General features: G+C 63.8%; 19 protein-coding genes and 2 tRNA genes. 12 read left to right on the forward strand and 9 right to left on the reverse strand.

Going from position 1 to position 22901, the window contains the following annotated elements; all coding sequences use genetic code 11:
* Positions 1–17 precede the first annotated feature (17 nt).
* Positions 18–596, reverse strand: a complete 579-nt coding sequence (locus ACSFDB_RS14525; protein WP_440771663.1) for an MBL fold metallo-hydrolase — start codon at positions 594–596, stop codon at positions 18–20.
* Between the two features lie 147 nt (positions 597–743).
* Between ACSFDB_RS14525 and ACSFDB_RS14530 the strand changes: the two genes are divergently transcribed.
* Positions 744–2033 (forward strand): helix-turn-helix transcriptional regulator, encoded by a 1290-nt coding sequence (locus ACSFDB_RS14530; RefSeq protein ID WP_440771664.1) that lies wholly within the window; start codon positions 744–746, stop codon positions 2031–2033.
* A gap of 97 nt (positions 2034–2130) precedes the next feature.
* Positions 2131–2205 (forward strand) — tRNA-Glu (locus ACSFDB_RS14535).
* Between the two features lie 334 nt (positions 2206–2539).
* Here ACSFDB_RS14535 and ACSFDB_RS14540 read toward each other — a convergent pair.
* Together ACSFDB_RS14540 and ACSFDB_RS14545 are read right to left on the reverse strand one after the other, a co-directional pair.
* The gene (locus ACSFDB_RS14540; protein ID WP_440771665.1) at positions 2540–4840 is read right to left on the reverse strand and encodes a right-handed parallel beta-helix repeat-containing protein; all 2301 of its coding nucleotides are present in this window, start codon (positions 4838–4840) and stop codon (positions 2540–2542) included.
* A 454-nt stretch (positions 4841–5294) separates the two neighbouring features.
* Complete coding sequence (locus ACSFDB_RS14545; RefSeq protein WP_440771666.1) at positions 5295–5621, reverse strand: TRAM domain-containing protein; 327 nt, start codon at positions 5619–5621, stop codon at positions 5295–5297.
* Between the two features lie 186 nt (positions 5622–5807).
* Between ACSFDB_RS14545 and ACSFDB_RS14550 the strand changes: the two genes are divergently transcribed.
* From ACSFDB_RS14550 to ppc, 4 genes are all read left to right on the forward strand, one after another.
* Positions 5808–6926, forward strand: a complete 1119-nt coding sequence (locus ACSFDB_RS14550) for an ABC transporter ATP-binding protein (RefSeq protein ID WP_440771667.1) — start codon at positions 5808–5810, stop codon at positions 6924–6926.
* A complete protein-coding gene (locus ACSFDB_RS14555) occupies positions 6923–7735 on the forward strand; it encodes an ABC transporter permease (RefSeq protein WP_440771668.1) in 813 nt (270 codons plus the stop codon). Before ACSFDB_RS14550 ends, ACSFDB_RS14555 begins: the two co-directional genes overlap by 4 nt.
* Before the next feature lie 69 nt (positions 7736–7804).
* The gene (locus tag ACSFDB_RS14560; RefSeq protein WP_440771669.1) at positions 7805–8050 is read left to right on the forward strand and encodes a DUF7861 family protein; all 246 of its coding nucleotides are present in this window, start codon (positions 7805–7807) and stop codon (positions 8048–8050) included.
* 381 nt (positions 8051–8431) lie between these two features.
* Entirely contained in the window at positions 8432–11122 is a 2691-nt protein-coding gene (gene ppc, locus ACSFDB_RS14565; RefSeq protein ID WP_440771670.1) for a phosphoenolpyruvate carboxylase, read from the forward strand.
* Between the two features lie 24 nt (positions 11123–11146).
* Here ppc and ACSFDB_RS14570 read toward each other — a convergent pair whose 3' ends face one another.
* Positions 11147–11686, reverse strand: a complete 540-nt coding sequence (locus ACSFDB_RS14570; RefSeq protein ID WP_440771671.1) for a DUF7097 family protein — start codon at positions 11684–11686, stop codon at positions 11147–11149.
* A gap of 174 nt (positions 11687–11860) precedes the next feature.
* Here ACSFDB_RS14570 and ACSFDB_RS14575 point away from each other — a divergent pair, with 174 nt between their 5' ends.
* Complete coding sequence (locus ACSFDB_RS14575) at positions 11861–14383, forward strand: methyl-accepting chemotaxis protein (RefSeq protein ID WP_440771672.1); 2523 nt, start codon at positions 11861–11863, stop codon at positions 14381–14383.
* Positions 14384–14523: 140 nt separating this feature from the next.
* The gene (locus tag ACSFDB_RS14580) at positions 14524–14916 is read left to right on the forward strand and encodes a DUF192 domain-containing protein (RefSeq protein WP_440771673.1); all 393 of its coding nucleotides are present in this window, start codon (positions 14524–14526) and stop codon (positions 14914–14916) included.
* Between the two features lie 13 nt (positions 14917–14929).
* Here ACSFDB_RS14580 and hpt read toward each other — a convergent pair whose 3' ends face one another.
* Positions 14930–15490, reverse strand: a complete 561-nt coding sequence (hpt, locus tag ACSFDB_RS14585) for a hypoxanthine/guanine phosphoribosyltransferase (RefSeq protein WP_440771674.1) — start codon at positions 15488–15490, stop codon at positions 14930–14932.
* A gap of 245 nt (positions 15491–15735) precedes the next feature.
* Here hpt and ACSFDB_RS14590 point away from each other — a divergent pair, with 245 nt between their 5' ends.
* Positions 15736–17262, forward strand: a complete 1527-nt coding sequence (locus ACSFDB_RS14590; RefSeq protein ID WP_440771675.1) for a (R)-citramalate synthase — start codon at positions 15736–15738, stop codon at positions 17260–17262.
* 59 nt (positions 17263–17321) lie between these two features.
* Here ACSFDB_RS14590 and ACSFDB_RS14595 read toward each other — a convergent pair whose 3' ends face one another.
* Both ACSFDB_RS14595 and ACSFDB_RS14600 read right to left on the reverse strand, forming a co-directional pair.
* Positions 17322–17525 carry a hypothetical protein gene (locus tag ACSFDB_RS14595; RefSeq protein WP_440771676.1) on the reverse strand — a complete coding sequence of 68 codons (204 nt, stop codon included), beginning with the start codon at positions 17523–17525 and terminating at the stop codon, positions 17322–17324.
* Between the two features lie 55 nt (positions 17526–17580).
* Entirely contained in the window at positions 17581–19221 is a 1641-nt protein-coding gene (locus ACSFDB_RS14600) for a 4Fe-4S ferredoxin N-terminal domain-containing protein (RefSeq protein ID WP_440771677.1), read from the reverse strand.
* A 266-nt stretch (positions 19222–19487) separates the two neighbouring features.
* On the opposite strand from ACSFDB_RS14600, the gene ACSFDB_RS14605 reads away from it, so the two are divergent.
* Positions 19488–20639: a sensor histidine kinase gene (locus ACSFDB_RS14605; protein WP_440771678.1), complete on the forward strand. Its 1152-nt coding sequence runs from the start codon at positions 19488–19490 to the stop codon at positions 20637–20639.
* Positions 20640–20713: 74 nt separating this feature from the next.
* Positions 20714–21124 (forward strand): nuclear transport factor 2 family protein, encoded by a 411-nt coding sequence (locus tag ACSFDB_RS14610; RefSeq protein ID WP_440771679.1) that lies wholly within the window; start codon positions 20714–20716, stop codon positions 21122–21124.
* A gap of 292 nt (positions 21125–21416) precedes the next feature.
* On the opposite strand, the gene ACSFDB_RS14615 is transcribed toward ACSFDB_RS14610, so the two are convergent.
* Positions 21417–21501: transfer RNA gene (locus ACSFDB_RS14615), tRNA-Ser, on the reverse strand.
* 117 nt (positions 21502–21618) lie between these two features.
* Here ACSFDB_RS14615 and ACSFDB_RS14620 point away from each other — a divergent pair.
* A complete protein-coding gene (locus tag ACSFDB_RS14620) occupies positions 21619–22569 on the forward strand; it encodes an AAA family ATPase (protein WP_440771680.1) in 951 nt (316 codons plus the stop codon).
* Between the two features lie 46 nt (positions 22570–22615).
* On the opposite strand, the gene ACSFDB_RS14625 is transcribed toward ACSFDB_RS14620, so the two are convergent.
* Complete coding sequence (locus ACSFDB_RS14625; protein ID WP_440764358.1) at positions 22616–22813, reverse strand: DUF5800 family protein; 198 nt, start codon at positions 22811–22813, stop codon at positions 22616–22618.
* Positions 22814–22901 lie beyond the last annotated feature (88 nt).

The following is a 22901-nucleotide window of genomic DNA, read 5'->3' on the forward strand; positions in this document are numbered from 1 at the left end:
TCTCGGCAGCCCGCGACTCAGGCCTGCCGGGCCATTCGGGCCGATAGCTCCACGTGATCGTACGGGTTGTTCGTCACGCTCGGACCGTGTCCTGTGTGCATCTCCTCGAGGCCCTCGTCGATCCGCTCGAGCAGTCGATCGATGCTCTCGATCAATAGCTCGCGGTCGCCCTCCTCGAGGTCGGTGCGCCCGAAACTCCCGTTCTGGAAGACGAGGTCGCCCGCGAAGAGGATGCCCGCGTCGGCCGCGTAGAAACAAAGGTGGTCGTTCTTGTGCCCCGGCGTGTGGAGGGCGACGTACTCGTCGTCCCCGAGTTGGATCGTCTCCTCGTCCTCGATAGCGTGATCGACGCCGTCGATCGAGGTGTCGTACCCCCACGCGTCGACGTCGAAGGCGTCTGTGACGGCCTCGAGATTGCCGACGTGGTCCCGGTGCGTGTGCGTGAGCACGACGGCGTCGAGGTCGTCGACTCGCTCGCGAACGGCGCTAACGACGTCGAAGTTCGCCCCCGGATCGACCAGCACGGTTCGCTCGCCGTCGACGAGGTAGACGTTGCTCGTGAACACCTGGACGCCCTGCGCGAGATTGGCGATCATGGCCGTGGCTACGCTATCGACTGGTTTGTGCGTATCGACACGCTTCGACGAGCGGTATCTCCGCTCTCGATCGACGAGCTCGCGATGACTGTTGGGGGGTTCCGGTATTCACAAGCATTTTTAGCTCCGCCACGTAGTGGTAGACGAATGAACCGGTCGGTCTCCGTCGCCATTGTCGCCCTCGTCGTTATCGGTTTTCTCGCCGGCAGCACCGGTGTCGGGGTCCCGATGGCGATGTCCGTCGCCGGTGGCGGCGAGAGCGCCTCGTCTCAGCCGGCCCCAGCGACGCTGTCGACCGTTCAGGGCTCGAGTACAACCGACACGATGGCTGACGAGTCGATCGCCGGTGACTCACAGGACTTCGACACGACGACGTTCCAGATCACCGTCCACGAAAACGGCAGTGCAACGTGGACCTTCCGGCACGAACAGCGCTTCGACACCGAAAACGAGTCCGAGGAGCGCGCGGCCTTCGAGGAGTTCGCCGAGGAGTTCGAGGAAGAAGAGACCGGACTGTACGAGCGATTCGTCACGCGGACCCACGGGATGACCGAAAGCGGCGCCGAGACGACCGACCGGGAGATGGAGGCGACGAACTTCAATCGATCGGCGACGGTCGATGATCGGTTCGGAACTCGAGGGATCGTCGAGATGTCGTTCACCTGGAACGGCTTCGCGAAGGTCGAAGACGGGACCGTCGAAGTCGGCGACGTCTTCGAAGGGATGTATATCGGCTCGGATCAGTCGATCGTGATCATCGCCGGCGACGGCCTCACGTTCGATCGTATCGGGCCCGAAGACGAGGCCCGGCCCTCACACAACACGCTCGAGAACGCCGACTCGGTACTGTGGCAGGGCGAACAGCAGTTCCTCGACGGCAATCCGCGCGCCGTCTTCGTCACGGACGGTGGGGGCGGCGGGAACGACGAGACTGGCTCGGCCGTTTCGTCGATCACGAACAGCGACGACGCGGCGTGGCACCTGGCTCTCGGCGCGCTCGTCGTGCTGGGGATCGGTGGCGCCGCCGTCTGGTACCGACGCCAACACTCTGGATCCGGGACCGACGATCGCACGGCCGCCGCCGGCGCGACGACGCAGGCGAACGTCACGTCAGCCGAGCAGACGGACCTGGACACAGCGCCGCCGTCCGCAGGCGAGAGCCACGACGACGACTCGACGAACGGTGCCAGCCCGCTGACCAACGAGGAACTGCTCACCGACGAGGATCGAGTCGTCAGGCTCATTCGCAAGAACGGTGGCCGAATGAAGCAGGTCAACATCGTCGAGGAGACGGGCTGGTCGAAGTCCAAGGTCAGCATGCTCCTCTCCGATATGGAAGAGGAGGGGACCATCAGCAAGCTTCGCGTCGGCCGCGAGAACATCATCAGCCTCGAGGGGTTCGAGCCCGAGGCGACCAAATCTCCCTTCGAGGAGTGACGGTCGTGTCACCGTTCGAATCTGTGGTACGAAGCGACAGTGACGAATCGAAACGGAATCCTTAAACTGTCCACCGCACAACTGTGTGATGTAGTACGCTCCGTTGGTGTAGTCCGGCCAATCATATTGCCCTCTCACGGCAATGACTAGGGTTCGAATCCCTGACGGAGCATTCTGCTGCGAACAATACGTGAACAGCAGATGCGATCCAGGATTCGAAGTAGAGAAACGTGAGCGCTAGCGAGCGTTTCGCGTAGTTCGTATTCCTGACGGAGCACTTCTCCCGACGCCCTCTCGTGGTTTCGCCGTGGACTAACCATCGGTAAACGTACGTTCACGGGCAATGCGATTCAAATGGTGAATCGATCCCGATGCCGTCTTGCGATTCAGAGATCGCTGAGAGTACGGGCAACTCGATACGATTCCACGTCAGTAACCGACAGCTACGGCTACGTGAACCCAGGTCGGTACGAGGATACCTGCAGGGGCCGACGCCCGACAGTGAGTTAGCGACGGACGCCGACCTCGTCGAGTGGCAATTCGAGGAACGGATCGAAGCGGACGTTTGAGACGCTAGACTCCAGCGATTGCGAGACGGCGTCCCCGTCGCCGTCGGCGGGACGACCCGTCTCCGGGTCCGTGTACGGCTCCGGCGGATCGCCGAAGCTCGAGGGACCGTCCGCGCCACCCCAGTAGTTATCGACCGCCAGAACGATGCCTTCTCGCCCGTGCTCGAGTGCGTCGGCGTCCTCGGCCAACGGGTCGGTGCGGGCGCGAACGCCGTAGTCCTCGTTCCGGCAGACGTGACACTTCTCGAGGGCCACCGTCGGCGACAACCGGTCGGGCTCGAGGGCGAACGGCACAGCCAGGACGCCGGTACCGTTCTCGAGGATGCGGCATCGGACGGCCGTAGCGTCCATCCCCTGGTCGATCCACAGCCCAGTCCCGTTGCCCTGGATGGTGCAGTCCTCGAGGTCAGCCTGGAACCGGCTACGAGGCCCCGAAACCGTCGTCACAGTTACTCCCCGGTCGTTGTCCTCGACGACACAGTTCCGAACGAGCCCGCCGTCACTCTCGAAGAGGAAGCCGTGGTCGTTGTCCACCGCCCTGACGTCCTCGTAGTGGCCGCCGCTGGAGAGTCGGGCGGCCACACCCGCGTGCCCGCCGGTTACGACGACGTCCTCGACGACGGTGTTCCAGTTGTCCTCACCCAGTCCGTTCCGGAAGGGGTGGACGGCGATGCAGGGTGGTCGGTCGTACCCCTCCGAGTTGTCACCTTCCACGTAGGTCGCGTCGCTGGCGTTGATTGTGTGTCCTTGCCCGCGGAGCGTGACGTTGTCGCTGTCGATGACGATGCAGGCGGGCTGATCGAGCTCGCTTGGCGCGAGGTCGGAAACGAGTTCGTACTCGCCGGGTTCAGTGATCACCGTACAGGAATCGATTTTGGTCGGCTCCCCATCCGGCCCCTTGTCGTCGGGGTCGGTCGGTTCCCACGTCGCGAGGTCGAACGCGTACGTCGAACCTGCCTCGTCGCTGCCCGGTGCGCCGGCGAGGATCGTCTCGTCGCCGAGATCGACGGCCCGGCCGAAATCGTCGCCGTCCGCTCCGTCTGGGGCGAGCAGCGTCGCCTCCTGGCCCCACGACCCTCCGTCTCGGGCGAACAGGTAGGCCGCACCCGTCGCGGGGACACCTCCTCGGAGTACGTGCCACATCCCGACGACCGCCCGGTCCCCATCGAGGCCGATCGACCAGCCGAACTGCTCGCGCTCCGTGCCGTCGTCAGCGAGCACCTTCGTCTCCTGTGACCACGACCCTCCCTCACGTGCGAACACGTACGCCGCGCCCGCGTCCTCTCCGTTCTCGTTGTTGTAGGGTGCGCCGACGACGGCCGTGTCGCCGTCGAGGGCGACCGCCTGGCCGAACCGGTCGCCCTCCGCGCCGTCGTCTGCGAGCACTTTCGTTTCCTGTGACCACGACCCTCCCTCACGTGCGAACACGTACGCGGTGCCGGTCCAGTTCCCGTTCTCGGCTTTGAACGGTGCGCTAACGAGTGCTGTGTCACCATCGAGGGCGACCGATACGCCGAACAGGTCGAGGTTCGCGCCGTCTTCGGCTGTGAGCTTTGCCTCCTGGGACCACGTGTCCCCATCGCGCGTAAATACGTAGGCCGCGCCCGCCTGGAAACCGCGTTCGTCCTCGAGGTGTGCCCCCACGAGTGCTGTGTCGCCGTCGAGACTGATCGCCCCTCCAAAACGGTCGTGGCGCTGGCCGTCCGCAGCTGTAAGTTTCGCTTCCTGGGACCACGTGTCTCCGTCGCGGGTGAATACGAACGCCGCGCCGGTATCCACATCGACCCCGTCGTGGTTGACATCACCGACGACCGCCGTGTCGCCGTCGAGGCTGACCGCGGACCCGCTGTAGTAGTGCTCGTCGTCCCCGTCCGAACCGCCTTCGTCTGCGACGAGCGTCGCCTGCTGGCACCACCTGTCGTCGTCGTACGTGAACACGTACGCTGTCGCAGGATCGGCTGTGAAGTTGTGGAACTCGGCTTGCTCAAGGTCGAGGAGGTTGGCCGGCGCGACAATCGCCGTGTCGCCGTCGATGGCGACCGAGTCGCCGACCCCGTCCCCCACCTCGCCGTTGTCCGGCACGAACCCGTGCAGACCGGGTTCGATCTCGGTTGGCGGACAGCCGTCCAACGCTTCAGCCGCGTCCGTGTCGGTGCCTTCGTACTCGTCGTCCTCCTGGGAGCCGGCGATCGACGGGCCGGCAGCCAGGCCGAACCCCACTGCACCGGCCGACTGCATGAAAAGCCGTCGGGATCGGCGACGTTGTTCCGAGTGTTCGACACGGTCATCAGAATCGTTCATTATTCCAGAACCGTCTCTGATGACTCGCATCACTATGGTCTTGTTAAGGGAGCTTTTTTGAAGCAAGGTCAGTGAGTTCGTTCAGCGCACTGCCGATTGTGGCACGGGTTAGTAAGCAATCAGCCACATCTCTATCGACATCGTCGAGCTAACAACCCCGATCGAGAGGGCGGTACTCTTCTCGAGATGACCGTCGAACTCGAGAACAGTGGATCGACCGATGAGCGTGTCGCTTGTACTCCATCGTAGGTCAACAGTCACCGTTGCCGGTGTTGACATGCTCGGCCACCTTCATCAGATCCAACTCGGAATCAGCTGCTCACGGTCCGGCCGGAGACGACAGTTCCCTTCGAAGTTGATGTCGAACTGGTAAGAAACTACCAAGCCCTAGCTACGAGCCCGTTTCGACGAGGTCCGCTTCGCCGTACGTCTCGTCGACGGACGTCACTCGAACCGTCGCTTCGATCGCCGCGATATCCGCCTCGAGAAAGAGGACGAATCCGCTTTCCGTTTTACAGACGAGCGTCCCGTCGGCTTTCTCGTCGACGATGTCGACGTGAACGGTGTCACCTGGTTCGGGCTTCCCACCGAGCGGTTCCCCACACCGCCAGCAGTCGGTATCGTACTCCGGAGATCCTTCAGGAGCGTTGCTCGCCCCGCAACGAGGCGTATCACAGCTAATAAACGAATCGTGTTGCCCGGGTTGATAGCGTCCCACGGTGCCATCGACACGGCTAGTTCGTAAAAACGTGGCGCTGGATCGACGGATGTGCTGTAGGTCACTTCCGTTCCCGCAGTGGCGCGGAGTTCTGTAGCCTGTCGAGTGGAACCGTTGCAGTCTCGGATCGGTATCGAACTCCCGTTGGCCGCGCGCTTTTGTAGCTACCGCGCTTAAATTGGCACAGTGACCGTGCGAGACAACGACGGATCGACGAACGAGGAAGTCGCTGGCTCCCGGCCCAGTGGAAGAGTCGCTGTGGAATCCGCTGGATCCTCGTCGGCCGATGCCGTTCCACTCACCGGGGGCGACGTCGCTGCCGGGACCGAGACCGCGAGAACGAACCGTCACGACGTCGCCGTTTCCGTTGCCGGACTCAGCAAGCGATTCGGTGACGGCCCGACGGCGGTGACCGCCGTAGACAACGTCTCCTTCGAGATCGAAACGGGATCGATAGTGGGATTGCTCGGGCCGAACGGGGCCGGGAAGACGACGCTCATCAAGTCGATTCTCGGAATGGTGTTGCCGGACGCGGGGACCGTTCGAATACGGGGGATCGACGTTTACGATCGGCCTCGAGAGGCGTACGCGTACGTCGACGCGATGCTCGAGGGGGCGCGAAACGATTACTGGCGGCTCACCGTTCGGGAGAACCTTCGGTACTTCGCGACGATCAGCGGGGTCGATCCGGATTCGGTGCGCGACCGTCACGACCGGCTCCTGACGCAGTTGGGGCTCGAAGAAAAAGCGGACGTTCCCGTCCGCGAGCTATCGCGCGGGATGAAGCAGAAAGTGTCGTTGGCGAGCGTTCTCGCGGGAGGTGCGGAAGTCGTCTTTCTCGACGAACCGACGCTGGGGCTGGACATCGAAAGCTCCCGAACGCTCCAGCGGGAGTTGCGACGGCTCGTCGAGGAAGAGGATCTCACCGTTATCCTCAGCAGCCACGACATGGACGTCGTCGAGACGGTCTGTGACCGCGTCCTCATCATGTCCGGCGGAGCGATCATCGCCGACGACACCGTGGCGGCGCTGCTGGACGGGACGGATCGACACCGCGTGCAGATCGCGAGTCGTGATCTCGACGCGGCGATCGTGTCGCGTCTCGAGGACCGATTCGCCGGGATTCGCGTCGAGCCGTACGACCGTGGTAACATGATCGAACTGACGACGGACAGCGACGGGTTCTACGAGTTGTTGGACACGCTCCGCGCCGCGGACGTGACGCTCGAGCGCGTCCGGACGATCGAACCCGACCTCGAGGACGTGTTCGTCGATTTGACGGCGGTCGACCGGGGGGAACGATGAGCCAACGGCTGCAGGAGGAGGACGTAACGCCGCAACCAGCCGGTTACTATCACCTCGCGCGGGCCGTGCTCTACCGCGAGTTTCTGATTTTCGTGCGCTATCCGGCGAACGCTATCGGCGGGATCGTCATCTCCCTGTTCTTTTTCGGGGTGCTCTTTTACGGCGGGCAGATGGTCGCCGGACAAGCGCTCACCGACTCGATCGAAGGGATCATCGTCGGCTACTTCCTGTGGACGCTGTCGGTGGGGGCGTACTCCGCCATCTCGAACGATATCGGGAGCGAAGTGCAGTGGGGCACCCTCGAGCGCCACGTGATGACGCCGTTCGGGTTCGCACCCGTCGCGATGCTGAAAGGCGTCGCGAAGATCGTTCGGACGTTTATCACCTCGACGGTGATTCTGGTCGCGATGATCCTGATCACCGGGACGACGCTCGAACTAAACCTGGTTACGATCGTCGTCGTCGCGACGCTCAGCATCGTGTCGGTGCTCGGACTCGGTCTGGCGGCCGGCGGCGTCACGGTGCTCTACAAACAGGTCGGAAACTGGCTGAATCTCCTCCAGTTCGGATTCATCGTCCTGATTTCGGCACCCGCGTTCGAACTCGGCTGGATGCGATTTCTCCCCCTCGCTCACGGAAGCGCACTCCTCCAGCGGGCGATGGTCGACGGCGTTCGTCTCTGGGAGTTCTCGCCGACCGAACTCGGGCTCTTGGTCGCGGTCGCTGTCGGCTACGTGGTGTTGGGCTACGCGGTCTTTCAGTACGCGACCCGCAGAGCGAGGCGGCTCGGCGTGCTCGGCGATTACTGACGGACAGTGCGGGCAAACTCGCACCGTCGGCACCGTGGCTTCAACCGTTTGCTCGACCTCCATCCGTCTATGAATCACGATCGAATCCACGCTCGAGAACCGACCCACGATATCGATCGGTGGTCGGTCGGGACGATCGAACGCATTAACGAGCGGGATGGACACTGCGTTTTCGAACTACAGGCAGACAGTGGAGGGACGGTCGAACTCGTTGTCACGCCCGCCATACAGGAGCTAGTGTTGCGCAGACTGGATCTCGAGGCGGACGAGTCGCCGGTCGGAGCTCGAGTCTGGTATCGAAAACGCGGTGGCTGACGCGGTCGACACGGGGTGGGATCGACCTCGCCAATGTGTCACAAGACCAACTAATATGCGCCCGCGAGGAGTGCGCGCGCCAGTTCGATCCCATCAGTTTCGTCGGAACATCCATCATCATCGATCAAAATAATTGAATGACGGTCTCGTCGCAGGCTACTGTCGGTCCCGAGAAAAGTACTCGGATTCGAGTTGCTAATTCGCACGTGAACGCTACTGATCGGTCTACACCGAGGTGTGAGTACATGACAAATTGCCGACTCGGTGATCGACAGATTTCGCTCCAATCGGTCACCGTCAGTAACTATCACGGAAAAGGATGAAATGGGAGATACGGACCCTCCACGGGGGTTTTTGGGGTAGAAGCCGTACGCTCTTGGTATGCGACTTCACAACAGGGAGATCAGACAGGACGTCCGAGAGCTCGGTGCGTTGCTCGGCGACGTCTTGGAGGACCAGACCTCTCGACGGGCGTTCGAAACGGTCGAATCGTGTCGCCAAGCCGCGATCGATTACCGATCGGGCGAACTCGACTCGCGCGACGCGCTCATCGCGGATCTTCGCGGACTGTCGCCACACCATCAGCGAGTCGTCGCTCGGGGGTTTACGACCTACTTCGAACTGATCAACCTTGCCGAAGAGCGCGAGCGGGTACGGACGATTCGGACGGAGTCCCACGAGGGAACCCTCGAGGACAGCCTCGAGACCGCGGCCGAAGAGCTGGGTAATAGCGACGTCGACACCGTCAAACAGGTCTTAGACGACGTGCTGATCGAGCCGACGTTTACGGCCCACCCGACGGAAGCCCGACGCAAGACGGTCAAATCGAAGCTGCGAACGATCTCGACCGAACTCGAGACGCTCGACGAGCGGCTGCTGACCGAGAAGGAGGAGGGACAGGTCTGGCGGGATATCGACGCCGAAGTGACGAGCCTCTGGCAGACGCCACAGGTCCGGAACCGCCAGCCCGAGCCCGAAGACGAGGCGCGAAACGTCCAGTGGTACCTCGAGAACACGCTGTTCGACGTCGTCGGCGAAGTGTACGACGAACTGGCGGACGCGATCGACGACGAAGTCGAAGGCGACCTCGAGATCCCAAAGCTGTTCGAGTTCCGATCGTGGGCGGGTAGCGACCGGGACGGGAATCCCTACGTAACCCCGGAGGTGACCGCGAACACGCTGGAACGCCAGCGCTCGGTGATCCTCGAGAAGTATCGCGAGGAGCTCAAACGATTGTCGGGCGTCCTCAGTCAGGACGGGAGCCGGATCGACCCCGGCTCCGACTTCTTGGTCACGCTCGAGGACGATCGGGAGCGACTGCCCGGCAGCGCCCGAACTGCAGAGGAGCGCTACCCCGACGAACCGTACCGACAGAAGCTCAAGCTGATGCGCGAACGGCTCCAGCGCGTCGGCGACGTCCGCCCAGGCGGCTACGACGAGGTCGACGACCTGCTCGACGACCTCGAGATCATCGCCCGGAGCCTCCGGAACAACGGCGCGGAGAGCGTCGCCGAGGCCCACGTCGATCCGATCCGGCGACAGGTCGCCACCTTCGGCTTCTCGCTCGCCAGTCTGGACCTGCGCGAACACCAGCAGAACCATACCGACGCCATCGCGGAGGCCCTCGATCGCGAGGGGATCGACTACCACGCCATGGACGAACAAGAGCGTGCCGACCTGCTGACCGAGGCGATTCTGCAGGACGAACCCGTCGTCGACCTCTCTGAAACCGAGGATCTCTCGGAATCATCGACGAAGGTCCTCGACCTGTTCGCCAACCTCGGGGACTGGCAGACCGAGTACGGCGTCCACGCCATCGACACCTACGCGATCTCGATGACCGACGAACCCAGCCACGTCCTCGAGGTACTCTTCCTAGCCGACCAGGCCGGCGTCGTCTCCCTGCCCGAACACTGCGGACTCGACATCGTCCCGCTGCTCGAGACGGAATACGCCCTCTCCGGCGCTCGCCGGATCATGGGGACGCTCTTCGAGAACGAGGCCTACGCGCAGGCGCTCGAGGCGCGCGGGCGCACCCAGGAGATCATGCTTGGCTACTCCGACTCGAACAAGGAGAACGGCTTCCTCGCGGCCAACTGGTCGCTGTACAAGAACCAGCGTCGACTGGGCGAGATCTGCGACGATCACGACGTGACGATGCGACTGTTCCACGGCCGCGGGGGCTCCATTTCGCGGGGCGGCGGCCCGATGAACGAGGCGCTGCTGGCGCTGCCGAACAGCACGGTGACGGGGCAGGTCAAGTTCACCGAGCAGGGCGAGGCGATCGCCGAGAAGTACGCCAACCCGCGCATCGCCGAGCGCAACATCGAACAGATGGTCAACGCACAGCTTCGCGCGCGGCTGTACGCCAAAGAGCAGCCCGAAGAGGAGGTGCGCGACGAGTGGGTCGAAGCGATGGAGACCATGGCCGACGCCGCCCGCCGCGAGTACCGCGACCTCCTCGAGAGCGACGGCTTCGTCCGGTACTTCGAGCAGGCGACGCCGATCACGGTCATCGAGGACCTCGATCTGGGGTCGCGTCCCGCCTCGCGCAGCGGCGAGCGAACCGTCGAGGACCTGCGGGCGATTCCGTGGGTGTTCTCGTGGACGCAGTCCCGCTGTATCCTGCCCGGGTGGTACGCCCTCGCGACGGGTCTCGACGCCTACCTAGACGATGGCGGCTCGGTGGACACTCTCCAGGAGATGTACGAGGAGTGGTCGTTCTTCCGGACCACGCTCGACAACGCCGCGCTCTCGCTGTCCCGGACCGAACTCGAGATCGCCGAACAGTACGCCGATCTGGCGGACGAAGAGCTCCGCAGTCGGTTCTTCCCGCGAGTGACCGACGAGTACGACCGAGCGACCGAGTTGATCACCACCATCGGCCAACGAGAGACCCTCCACACCCGCGACTGGCTCGGCGAGAACCTGGCGCGGCGCAACCCCTACGTCGATCCGCTGAACCTGCTGCAGGTGTACCTCCTCGATCGAACTCACCGAACCGACATCGAAGAACGAACGCTTCGGCTGACGGTCAAGGGGATCGCGGCCGGGATGAAGAACACGGGATAGCGGGCCATCGGGTGGCCGCTTCCCTCAATCGGTGCCGTCTTCACCCTCACCGTACCGTTCCGCGGCCGACTCGAATCCCAGTTCGTCGTACTCGCGTCCGCGGCGCTGTTCGAGCGCGGCGATCGCGTCCGGCTCCGGCGCGGCGTCGTCGGTGATCCGGGCCCACGAGTTGTGGACCTTCGAATGGCACCACCGACAGAGGTAGACCGTGATCTCGTGGGTTAGCTCCTCGCCGTTGCGGGCGTAGGAAAGGTGGTGCTCCTCGAGCAGCGGGCGCTCGTCGTCGTGAGCCATGCGCTTTTCCTCGAGTCCGCAGCGAACGCACTCCCGGTCGTGGTTTCGAGAGCGAAAGTGCGGGCAGTCGGCCCACGTCTCGTCGGTTTCGGGATCGACGACGGGACAGGCGTAGTCGTCGTCCGCGCGTTCGCGGGCGAATTCGGGGTCGTGCTCGTAGTGGTCGAACGCGTAGCGACACTGCCCCTCGCCGGTGAGGTAGTCACAGACGCCCGCGAACTCGTACGGGTCGTCGACGCCGACGGACGTCCCCCGGGGCGTTTTTTCCATGCGTCGAGTCCACGGTAGGGAGCGAATTGATTTGAATGCACCGAGCACCGTTCGACACAACTGTCAACAGCGCACCCTATCTGGCCATAACATTTTTCACTCCGATACTGTAGGCTGTCGGGATACTAGCGCAAACAGGAAGGTTTTTTGAATAATGATAACTGTTCTATCTCAATGCTCGATTCGATACGACGGATCGTCCCATCGACGATTCGACGAAGTTACGCACTGAAGTTCGGTATCGCCTTGTTACTACTCGGTCTCTCCGTCGGCGCGATCGGACTTGTCGCGACGGCCCAGATCACCGACAGCGTCGAAGAGAACGCGCTGGAAGACCAACAATCGCTCGCCGCTCAGGAGGCGAACACGATCGACAACTGGGACGAGGAGAACGAACGACGGACTGCCAGTACGTCCGATACACCCGTCGTCGAGTCGGGTGACGAAGAAGCGATCCAGTCCTATCTCTACGACCTCCAACTCGAGTTATCGGGACAGGTCGAAGCGATCCACTACGTCGACCAGGAGAGCCACGAACTGTTGGCGACGACGACGGGGGATGCGGCGACGCTCGAGGACGTTGCGTTCCCCGAGCCACACCGAATCGATTCGGAGATTTCGGCGTCGAACGTCGAACGAACGGAGCCGTACGCCGTCGACGACACGCCGGTCGTCTCGTACTATATCAGCACGGGCGGCCAGGACGACACGGCGATCGTCGTGTCGTTCGAACTCGAGCACGTGATGACGGACCTCGGTGCGACGGTCGAGGGCGAACGATCGACGGTCGTCGTCGATCGCGAGGGGCAGATCATTCTCGACGACAGACTCACCGGTAGCGGCGCGGACGGATTACAGGACGGGTTCGTCGACTCCGGATTCCAGACCGCCTACGCGGACGAGCACCCGCTTCTGGACGAGGCGCTGGCGTCCGAAAACGCGTCCCACACGGGATCGATGACGTTCGAGGAGGAGCCGGTCAGTGCGCTTCAGTCGTCGCCACACGATTTCGATCCGGACGGCTACGTTGCGGCGTACCACGGGACCGAAACGGGATGGGTCGTGCTCTCTCACACCTCGACCGACGAAGCCTACGGCTTCGTTAACTCGGTCAATCAGTACGGAACGATGGCCACGCTGGGTGGCGTCCTCCTGATCGGTCTCGTCGGTGCCGTGATCGGCCGCAGTACGGCGACGTCGATCGACCGACTGACCGACAAAGTCGGTCAGATGGAGGAGGGTGATCTCGACGTCGAGTTCGAGACCAAGCGGATCGACAATATCGGCCGACTGTACGACGGCTTCGGCTCGATGCGCGACGAGTTGAAACTGCAGATCACGGAAGCCGAGGACGCGAGGGCCGACGCCGAGCGCGAACGCGAGCGCGTCGAACGGATTAACGACGATCTCAAGCAGGCGGCGACGACCTACTGCGGGGTGATGGAGGACGCTGCGGACGGCGACCTCACCGTGCGGATGGATCCGAACGCCTCGGACAACGAGACCATGGAGGAGATCGCCGTCGACTTCAACGAGATGCTCACCGAGATCGAAGCGACCGTCGACCACCTCAACCGGTTCGCGACCGACGTCGCGACCGCCAGCGAGCAAGTGACGGCCTCGAGCGAGGAGGTCAGATCCGCAAGCGAACAGGTCAGCGCGTCGGTTCAGGAGATCTCCGACGGCGCGGACCAGCAGTACGAGTCGCTCCGTTCCGTCGACGCGGAGATGAACAACCTCTCGACGACGACCGAAGAGATCGCCGCCTCCTCGAACGAGGTTGCGGACGTCGCCGAGCGAACCGCCCAGACCGGTCGCGACGGGCGCAAAAAGCTCGACGCCGCCATCGAAGCCTGCGAGGAACTCGAGCGGGATCGCGACGCCGTCGTCGAGGAGTTCGACCAGCTCCGTGACGAGGTCGCGACGGTCGACGAGTTAATCGATCGGATCGCCGAGATCGCCGAGCAGACGAACATGCTCGCGCTCAACGCCAACATCGAGGCGTCCAGATCCGCCGCAGGTGACGACGGCGGGTTCGCCGCCGTCGCGGCCGAGGTCAAGGAGCTCTCCCAGGACGTCAAGACGGCCACCGACGAGATCAGCGCCCGCCTCGAGGAGATCCAGGACCAGACCGAGCGGTCGGCCGAGGAGGTCGACCAGACCAGCGAGGAGATCGAGGAGGTCAACGAACTCGTGACGAACGCCGGCTCCGCACTCGAGGAGATCGCGGAGTACGCACAGAAGACGAACGACGGCGTGCAGTCGATCTCGGCGGCGACCGAAGAGCAGGCCGCATCGACCCAGGAGGTCGTCGCGATGGTCGACGAGGTGGCGACGATCTCCGAGGAGACCACCGCCGAAGCCGAGAACGTCGCCGCGTCCGCCGAGGAACAGACGTCCGCGCTGTCGGAGGTCTCCGAATCGGCGGACGACCTCTCCCAGCAGGCAGTGACGCTCTCGGAGGCGCTCGACCGGTTCGAAACCGATACCGACGGCAGCGCCTCGGGTATCGAACTCGAGTCCCTCGAGACGGCCACCGGCGCCGCCGTCGTCGGAGACGTCGCGGAGCCGGACGAAAGCACCCCCGACGAAGGCTCCGGTGAGGAGACGTTCTCGTTCGGCGAGGAAACGGTCGGGACGGACGCGGACGCGTCCGAGGAGTCGGCCGACGACGACGCCTTCTCGTTCGACGAGTAGACCGACGGCGACATCGCTTTTATTTCGGTTTCTCCAGTCACTGTGAGACGTTCTCGTTCGGCGGCTGAGCGGCCCTCGAACGACCGATTCGTTTGGTGCCAGCGAGAAGATTTTTGCTATTCGCCCCCCGAACCGAGAGCGTGCAGCTGGTTCACCACTCGACAGTCGGACGCGGTGACGATTTGGAGGCGGGGACCGACGCCGTGAGCCACGAGGACGTGCTGGCGACGGACGTCGAGCTCGCGGAATCGATCGTGAGCCAGACACGCGGGCTAATGTTTCGCCGGTCCTTTCCGGACGACTCCGCACTCGTGTTCCGGTTCAACACAGCTAAGATCCGCGACGTGCACATGCTGTTCGTCTTCTTTCCCATCGACGCCGTCTGGGTCGTCGACGACGTCGTCCAACGCGTCGAGCGACTGCGGCCGTGGCGGAGCTTCGCTCGAGAAAAGTGCGACCTGCTCGTCGAACTCCCCGCCGGAGCCGCGGCGAACGTCGAGGCTGGCGACAAACTCGTTCTCGCCGAACAGTAATTTCGACCGGCGTTCAGTCGACGATCTCGACTGCTCCGTCCCGAACCCGGACGTCGAGCAGGCTCGTCACGTCGCGCGAGACGTCCTCGTGCTCGACGTCGATCCGTCGGAGAACGGTCACGACGTCGACGATCTCGGCACCCACGGACTCGAGCGCCCCGCAAACGGCGTCGATCGTTCCGCCGGAGGAGAGGACGTCGTCGACGACGACCACGCGATCGCCAGCGTCGACGCCGTTCAAAAAGAGTTCGTCCTCGCCGTAGCTGGTCTCCTGATGGACGGCCACCTCGTCGGGGAAGCCGTAGGAGCGCTTGCGGACGACGACCAGCGGGACGTCGGTCGCGAGCGAGAGCGCCGTCCCGTGGTGAATGCCCATCGCTTCCGGCGCGACCAGCGTGTCGACGGACTCGAGGTCGACTCGCTCGCGGATGCCGTCCGCGATCGCCCGCAGCACCGACGGCTCGACGGGTGGAACCCCGTCGGTGACGCCGTGGACGAAGTACTCGTAGCCGTCTCTGTCGACGACCGGGGCCTCGCGAAGCGAGCGCGCGAGCGGCTCCAGAGTTGAATCCATACTCGAGTGGGGGTACGACGGGGAGGTGAATGGGTGTTCGGGTCGGCGTTACGTTTCGACTCCGTGGACGACCCGCTCGCAGGTTGTACCGTGACCGGCGGAGTTAAGTCGCCGTGATTCGATAGGGGGAGATACAATGGCACGAGATACCGTCTCAACGCCGGAGTCCGAGGATAGAGGAAGTCGGGGCAACCCGGCTGGGCGTGAAATTCAGCGATGAAAGCCATCACTCTTCACTTGTACCTGTGACTCACTCCGCCGAGCAGACGATTTCCCCAGACCGTACCGTCCGCCTTCTCGATACGACGCTTCGCGACGGCGAGCAAGCGCCGGGTGTCTCGCTTTCGCCCGACGAGAAAGTCGAAATCGCGCGTGGACTCGAGCGCGCCGGCGTCTCGGTCATCGAGGCCGGCAGCGCCTGTACCGGGGCCGGCGAGCGTCAGGCTATTTCCCGCGTCACTGACCTCGGCCTCGACGCCCGCGTCACCAGTTTCTGTCGCGGGATCAGGACCGACATCGATCTCGCGCTCGACTGCGACGTCGACGGCATCCACCTCGTCGTCCCCTCGAGCGACCGTCACGTCGAGGGGAAGGTCGGCACCTCTCGCGAGGATAACCTCGCGAAGACCGCCGAGCTCGTCGAGTACGCCGCCGACCACGACCTCTGGGTCGAGGTCATCGGCGAGGACGGCTCCCGGGCCGACCTCGACTACCTCGAGAAACTCATGGGAACCTCGCTCGACGCCGGTGCCGATCGGGTCTGTTTCGCCGACACCGTCGGCCACACGGGTCCCGAACGAACCGCCGAGGCGGTCTCCCGACTCGCCGAACTGGGGCCGGTCAGCGCCCACACCCACGACGACCTGGGACTGGGCGTCGCGAACGCGCTGTCGGCCGTCTCCGCCGGCGCGGATCTGGTTCACTGTACCGTCAACGGCCTCGGCGAACGCGCCGGCAACGTCGCCTTAGAGGAAGTTGCCATCGCGCTCTCTCACGTCTACGACGTCGAAACGCTCGAACTCGAGGAGCTGTACGGCCTCGCTCAGACGGTCTCTCGAGCGACGGGGATTCAACTGGCACCGAATAAGGCCGTCATCGGCGAGAACGCCTTCACCCACGAGAGCGGGATCCACACCGACGGCACGCTCAAGGACGACAAGATGTACGAGCCCTACGCGCCCGAGACGGTCGGGCGGGAGCGACGGCTCGCACTCGGCAAACACACCGGTCGCGCGGGCGTTCAGGCGACGCTCGAGGAACACGGCGTCGAGGCCGACGACGACGCCGTCGCCGAAATCGCGACCCGCGTCACCGAACTCGGCGACCGCGGCCGCCGGGTGACGGACGCCGATCTGCTCGCCATCGCGGAGGACGTCACGGGCGACGACCGCGAGCGCGTGGTCGAACTGCTCGACCTCACCGCGACGAGCGGCGGAGCCGTTCCGACCGCGAGCATCCGACTCGCCGTCGGCGGCGAGGAGCGCGTCGCCAGCGGCACCGGCTCCGGTCCGGTCGACGCCGCCGTCTCCGCCGTTCGCGAGGCGCTCGGCTCGATGGCCGACGCCGAACTCGACTCCTACCACGTCGACGCTGTGACTGGCGGCACCGACGCCGTCGTCACCGTCGAGGTGACGATGGTTCGCAACGATCGCTCAGTCACCGTCGCTCGCAGCGAGGCCGACATCACGCGGGCCAGTGTGGAAGCGATGGTCGACGCACTCGATCGACTCCTCGCAGCCGATCCGCAGCCGCTTACACCGGCGGACGACTGACGAGCGGCGAGCGATCCGGCGTGACCGACGGTTTCGGGATGACCGACGTTTCCCGCTGATTACTCTTGGTCAGGCATCAACCGCCCGTGGATGTTCCAGGGATCGAAGAAGTAAACGACGGCCAGAAACAGTGCGACGATCACGACGAACAGCCGTGCGATTTCGCCGACCGTCGACGGAACCCCCGGCTCGAGCGTGATCGCCATCAACGCCGCGACCCCGATCCAGAGACTGCCGACGATCACCCGCTGACGAACGTTCATACGTGGACGTTCGAGCCAGCCGTAATGAAGCCGGCGAGTCGAGTCGCCGGATCGATCAGAGCGACGGGCCGTCGATGCCGACGGTTCCCTCGTCGAGGACGTCCTTTCGGTCGTCCGTCTGACCGACGTCGGCGTAGCTCACCGGTCCCTCGACCTGGTGAGCGTTCGGTCCCGGCTCGTTGCCGAGATAAACGACGTTCGGATCCGTCCCGATTCCCTCGAGCAACTTGAACTTCGAGTCGGGGTCGCCCGCGAACGTGTCGAGTCGCTGCTGTGCGAGTTCCTCGCTCGGGCCTTCGAACTCCTCGTCTTCGTCCGGCTCCTCGGCGAGATCGAGTTCGATCAGGAGCTCCTCGTCCTCAAGGTCGAGGCCGTGATCCTCGAGCACTTCGACCAGTTCGAGTGCGTCGGCTTCCTGTTCGACGAGACTACTGTTCTCCTCAGTTTCGAGTTGCTCCTCGTCGCTCAGTATCGCGATCGACACCAGGTTCCCGATCATCTCCTCGTCGAGATCTTCGACGGCGTTGACGATGGACTCGAGGTCGTCGTCCTCGCCGTCGAGTGCCTCCTCGAGGTCTTCCGGGCTGGGCAGGTCGCCGGCAGTGCGGACGAGGGTCCGGCTCTTGGCGGTGTTTTCGATGTAGCGTTGCGGGTCGCTGTTCGGATCGTTCATGTTGCCGAACTGGATCACCTCGGGCGGACAGGCGTCCTCGCAGGCGGTCGTCCCGACCATTTCGTCGCCCAAGCTGCCGTCCTGTCGGGTCGGACAGAACGTACACTTCTCCATGACGCCGCGCGGGCCGCGGGCGCTGACGGGACGGTCGCGTTCGTCGTAGACGTGATCCTCGTCGAGTTCGTCCTCACCCACCTCCGGATTCTCCCACTGGAAGTAGTTGACACCGTACGGGCAGGCAACCTGACAGTAGCGACAGCCGATACAGACGTCGTAGTCGGTCAGGACGAGGCCGTCCGAGTCGCGGGTGTGACGAGCCGTCGTCGGGCATACCTTCTCGCAGGGCGCGTCGGTACAGTGTTGACAGGGCCGGATCAGATACTCGAAATCCTCCGTCGACTCGAAGTCGCCGGCGTCGGGCGACGAGACGGTGTCGTCCTCGTACGCGAGGACGTACATCCAGTTCGCGCCCTGATCCCAGTCGTGCTCTTCGGCGCAGGCGACGACGCAGGAGAGACAGCCGTCACAGTGCTCGAGGTCCAGGGCCATCCCCCACTGAACGCCCTCGCCGTTCGTATCGTCCGGCTCGTCCGCCTCCTGATCCTCGTCTTGGAGGAATGCGGAATCGGTGCCGCCGCTGTTGGTTGCGCCCCACGCGCCGAGCCCCACGGCCCCGGCACCCCCCATCTTTTTCATCACGCTGCGACGGGAGTCTTCGCCGACGCCGAACCGCGAGAGCGTCTCCTCGAACCGCCCTTCCTCCTCCCGAGCGGCCTCGATCTCCTCGGCCATCGGTCGGCTATCCTCGCCGAACTCCTCGACGACGTCGTCGTGGTACCGATCGTAGAATTCTTCCTCCGAGAGTGTCCCCTCGGTGACGCGCATGGCGTCTTTCGCCATCTCCATCCCCAGCTCCGCGTCGTACTCGGTGTCCTCGAGTGCGTCCTCGAGACCGTCCTGCCACGATTCTCCGAGCGGATGGAACGGCTCCTCGTCGTGCTCATCGCTGTCGTCGAAACTCATCGCGCCACCTCACCCCGACGAGCGGCGCGGTAGATACGGTCCGTGTCCATTGTTAGTTACTGGCACTGTAGCTAGCAGGCTGATATCGATAAACGGGGTGCTTGCGACTGACATGCATCTCACCAGTACCGGCGGTCGTCCGGGCCACACTCGGATAGTGGCCGGCGGCCGACGGTGGTGCCTGGAGCGAGCCACGATGCCCAAAATCGCGCCTCGTCCAATCCGCCAGGAACAACGTTTTCTCCGTCGCCCCATTGAACCCGTCCATGCACTCTCGAGAGCCGGAGGCTCTTGTTCCTGCGGCGGTCGACACCCTCCCGATCAACTTCGCGATTCTCGACGACGAGGGAACAATCCTGCATACGAACCGCGCGTGGCGGGAGTTCGGCGACGCGAACGATATCGAACTCTCGGCGGACGCGATCGGGACAAACTATCTCGAGGTCACCGCGCAAGCGGAGACGGAGACCGCACGGGCGGTTGCCGCAGGCTTATCCGAGATTCTCGCGGGCGAACGGGACCTGTTCGAGTTCGAGTATCCGTGTCACTCTCCCGACGAGCACCGATGGTTCCTCATGCGGGCAGCACCCTTTACCGACGGCGGACAGCGATACGTCGCCGTTGCCCACTTCGATATCACCGAGCGCTACGAGTACCAGCGTCGACTGGAGGCGTCCAACGAGCGCTTAGAACAGTTCGCCTACGCCGTCTCTCACGACCTCCAGGAGCCGTTGCGAATGGTCACGAGCTACCTCGGACTCCTCGAGCGCCGGTACGCCGACGAACTCGACGAGAACGCCGACGAGTTCATCGCGTACGCCGTCGACGGAGCCGAGCGGATGAAAGCGATGATCGACGGGCTCCTCGAGTACTCGCGAATCGAGACGCAGGGCGACTCCTTCGACATGGTCGACCTCGACGCCGTGCTCGAGGACGTCCTGATGGATCTCGACAGACGAATCGAGGACACCGACGCGGAGATCACCAGCGAGCCGTTACCGACCGTCGCGGGCGACGCCAGCCAGCTCCGCCAGCTGTTCCAGAACCTGCTGGACAACGCCATCGAGTACCGGGGCGAGCAGCCGCCTCGAGTGAGGATTTCGGCTACGCGCGACGGAGACGAGTGGATCGTTTCGGTCAGCGACGAGGGAATCGGAATCGAACCCGAGGACGCAGATCGGGTGTTCGAGGTGTTTCAACGGCTGCACAGCCAGGAAGAACACCCCGGAACGGGGATCGGGCTCGCGCTCTGCGAGCGGATTGTCGAACGACACGGCGTCCGGGCGAACAGCGTGAGGCCGGGCTCGACAGACGAGCGAAATGAGTCTGTCGGCGGCGAGATCTGGATCGATTCCGGCCCGAACGGCGGAACGACGTTTTCGTTCACGCTCCCCGCCACAGACGAGCCTGCCGATTGAAACTCGTACCGCGTCTCACGACTCACTCACTGTTCCCACCTCGGGTTTATGACCTCCGCCGGTGGAGAGTCTCCGTGACACAAAGTACCAAACACGTCGTGGATCGCTTCCTGCGGGCGATGAACGATCACGACCTCGACGAACTGGTCTCGTGTTTCCACGAGGACTATCGGAGCGAAACGCCGGCCCACCCCGAACGATCGTTCACCGGGCGCGCGCAGGTTCGGGCGAACTGGGTACAGCTGTTCGAGACCACCCCCGATCTGGCGGTGGAGTTTCCGCGAACGACGATCGACGGCGACACTGCCTGGATAGAGCTGCGAATGCATGGTACACAGACTGACGAGGAACTGGACGTTCGCGGAGTCGTCATCAAGAGAATCGTCGGAGACCGTATCCAGTGGGGTCGAATCTACTTAGAACCTGTTCAGCAATCCGCAGACGTCACGTGGGAAGCCATCTACGCCGGTCAGGAGGATAGCTGATCGGGTGAGGTCCGCTACTGGAGACAGATCGAACTCGCGAGTGAGGAGATGCTGGTCGCTGTTATCGGTTGGAGAATTGGAACGCGATTCTCGAGCGCTTCGGATCGTGATCGTTACACCGTTTCATAGGGCTGCCGAGAGGGAGATTTGAACTACGCCGAGACGTTCTTGCTCGCTCCCTTCGGTCGCTGCGCGAGCTGCGACTCGTCTCGTTCAAACTCCCTGTGCGAGTTTTCAGCGACTGGATAACTCGCGCCGCTACGCGTCGCTCGTTGAGTTGGTCGCTGTAAAACGCCGAGAGGGAGATTTGAACTCCCGAGTCCGTGAGGACAGTAGATTTCGAATCTACCGCCTTGGCCGGGCTAGGCTATCTCGGCTCATCTCTACCTACCCGGGAGACGTTTTTACCCGTTTCGATTTTTCTCCCCGAGTGTGACCGACTCTCGTCCCTCGAGAGCGAAATCCATTTGACACGAGCCTGCGACCCGTGAGCTATGAACGGAACTCAGGCAACCGCCGACTGCGAGGCCGTCCTCGAGGCGATCGGCGACGCCGTCATCTGTGATCGCGCCTTTCTCGAGGAGATCCTCCTCGGCGTCGTCGGCCGCGGCCACGTGCTCGTCGAGGACGTACCGGGAACAGGGAAGACGCTGACGGCCCGGACCGTCGCGAGCGCGCTGGGGCTCTCGTTTTCGCGGATCCAGTTCACGCCCGATCTGCTCCCGTCGGACGTCACCGGCACGCACATCTTCAACGAACAGGACCGCGAGTTCGAGTTCTCGGCGGGCCCGATCTTCGCCAACATCGTGCTGGCCGACGAGATCAACCGCGCGCCGCCGAAAACGCAGGCTGCGCTGCTCGAGGCCATGGAGGAAGGCCAGGTCACGGTCGACGGCGAGACCCGTCCGCTTCCGGATCCGTTCTTTGTCATCGCGACCCAGAACCCCGTCGAGCAGGAGGGGACGTTCCCCCTGCCGGAGGCCCAGGTGGACCGCTTCCTCGTCAAGACGGCGATGGGGTATCCCGACGCGGCCGGCGAGGTCGAACTGCTCCGTCGCCGAGCGAGTCGCGAGACCGGCAGTCCATCGGTCGATCCCGTCCTCGAGCCCGAGCAGGTTTCGCAGTTACGACAGGTACCCGAAACGGTTCGGGTGGACGAGGATCTGCTCGAGTACATCGCGACGTTGGCGCGAGAGACTCGGACCGACGGCCGCGTCGAGACTGGCGTCTCCCCGCGCGGAACCCAACGGCTGTTCGAGGCGGCCCGCGCGTACGCCGTCGTCACGGGCCGGGAGTACGTCACCCCGGACGACATCAAGCGCGTCGCGAAGCCGGTGCTGGCGCATCGACTGGTGCTGACGCCCGACGCGACCGTCAACGACGCGGACAAGGGACGGATCGTCGAGCGCGTCCTCGAGTCGGTGCCGGTGCCGACGATCGACTGAGGGGGTCCCTAAATCTGAACGCGACGACGCCCCGAATCCGACGGCTTCAGTCGAGAATATCGCCGACGCGCCGCGGTTCGCCCTTGAGGTTCGGCTGCTCGGCGACGATCTTGAGCACTTCGTGGTCGGTCACGTCGTAGTAGGACTTCTCCGTGGCCTCTTCGATGAGGTCTTTCTCGAGGCGAAATTCGGTTCCTTCGTAGACGACGTCGACACCCTCGTCGTCGAACGCAAGTGTAGTCATATGCGAGTGTACGCGGTGGGACTCATAAAAGCGGGGCGACTGCATCCGACAGGCGTGAGACACGCGTCAGACGGACGGCGGACGACGC

Origin of the sequence: Natronorubrum amylolyticum, assembly GCF_052040145.1 — an archaeon.
GTDB lineage: Archaea > Halobacteriota > Halobacteria > Halobacteriales > Natrialbaceae > Natronorubrum.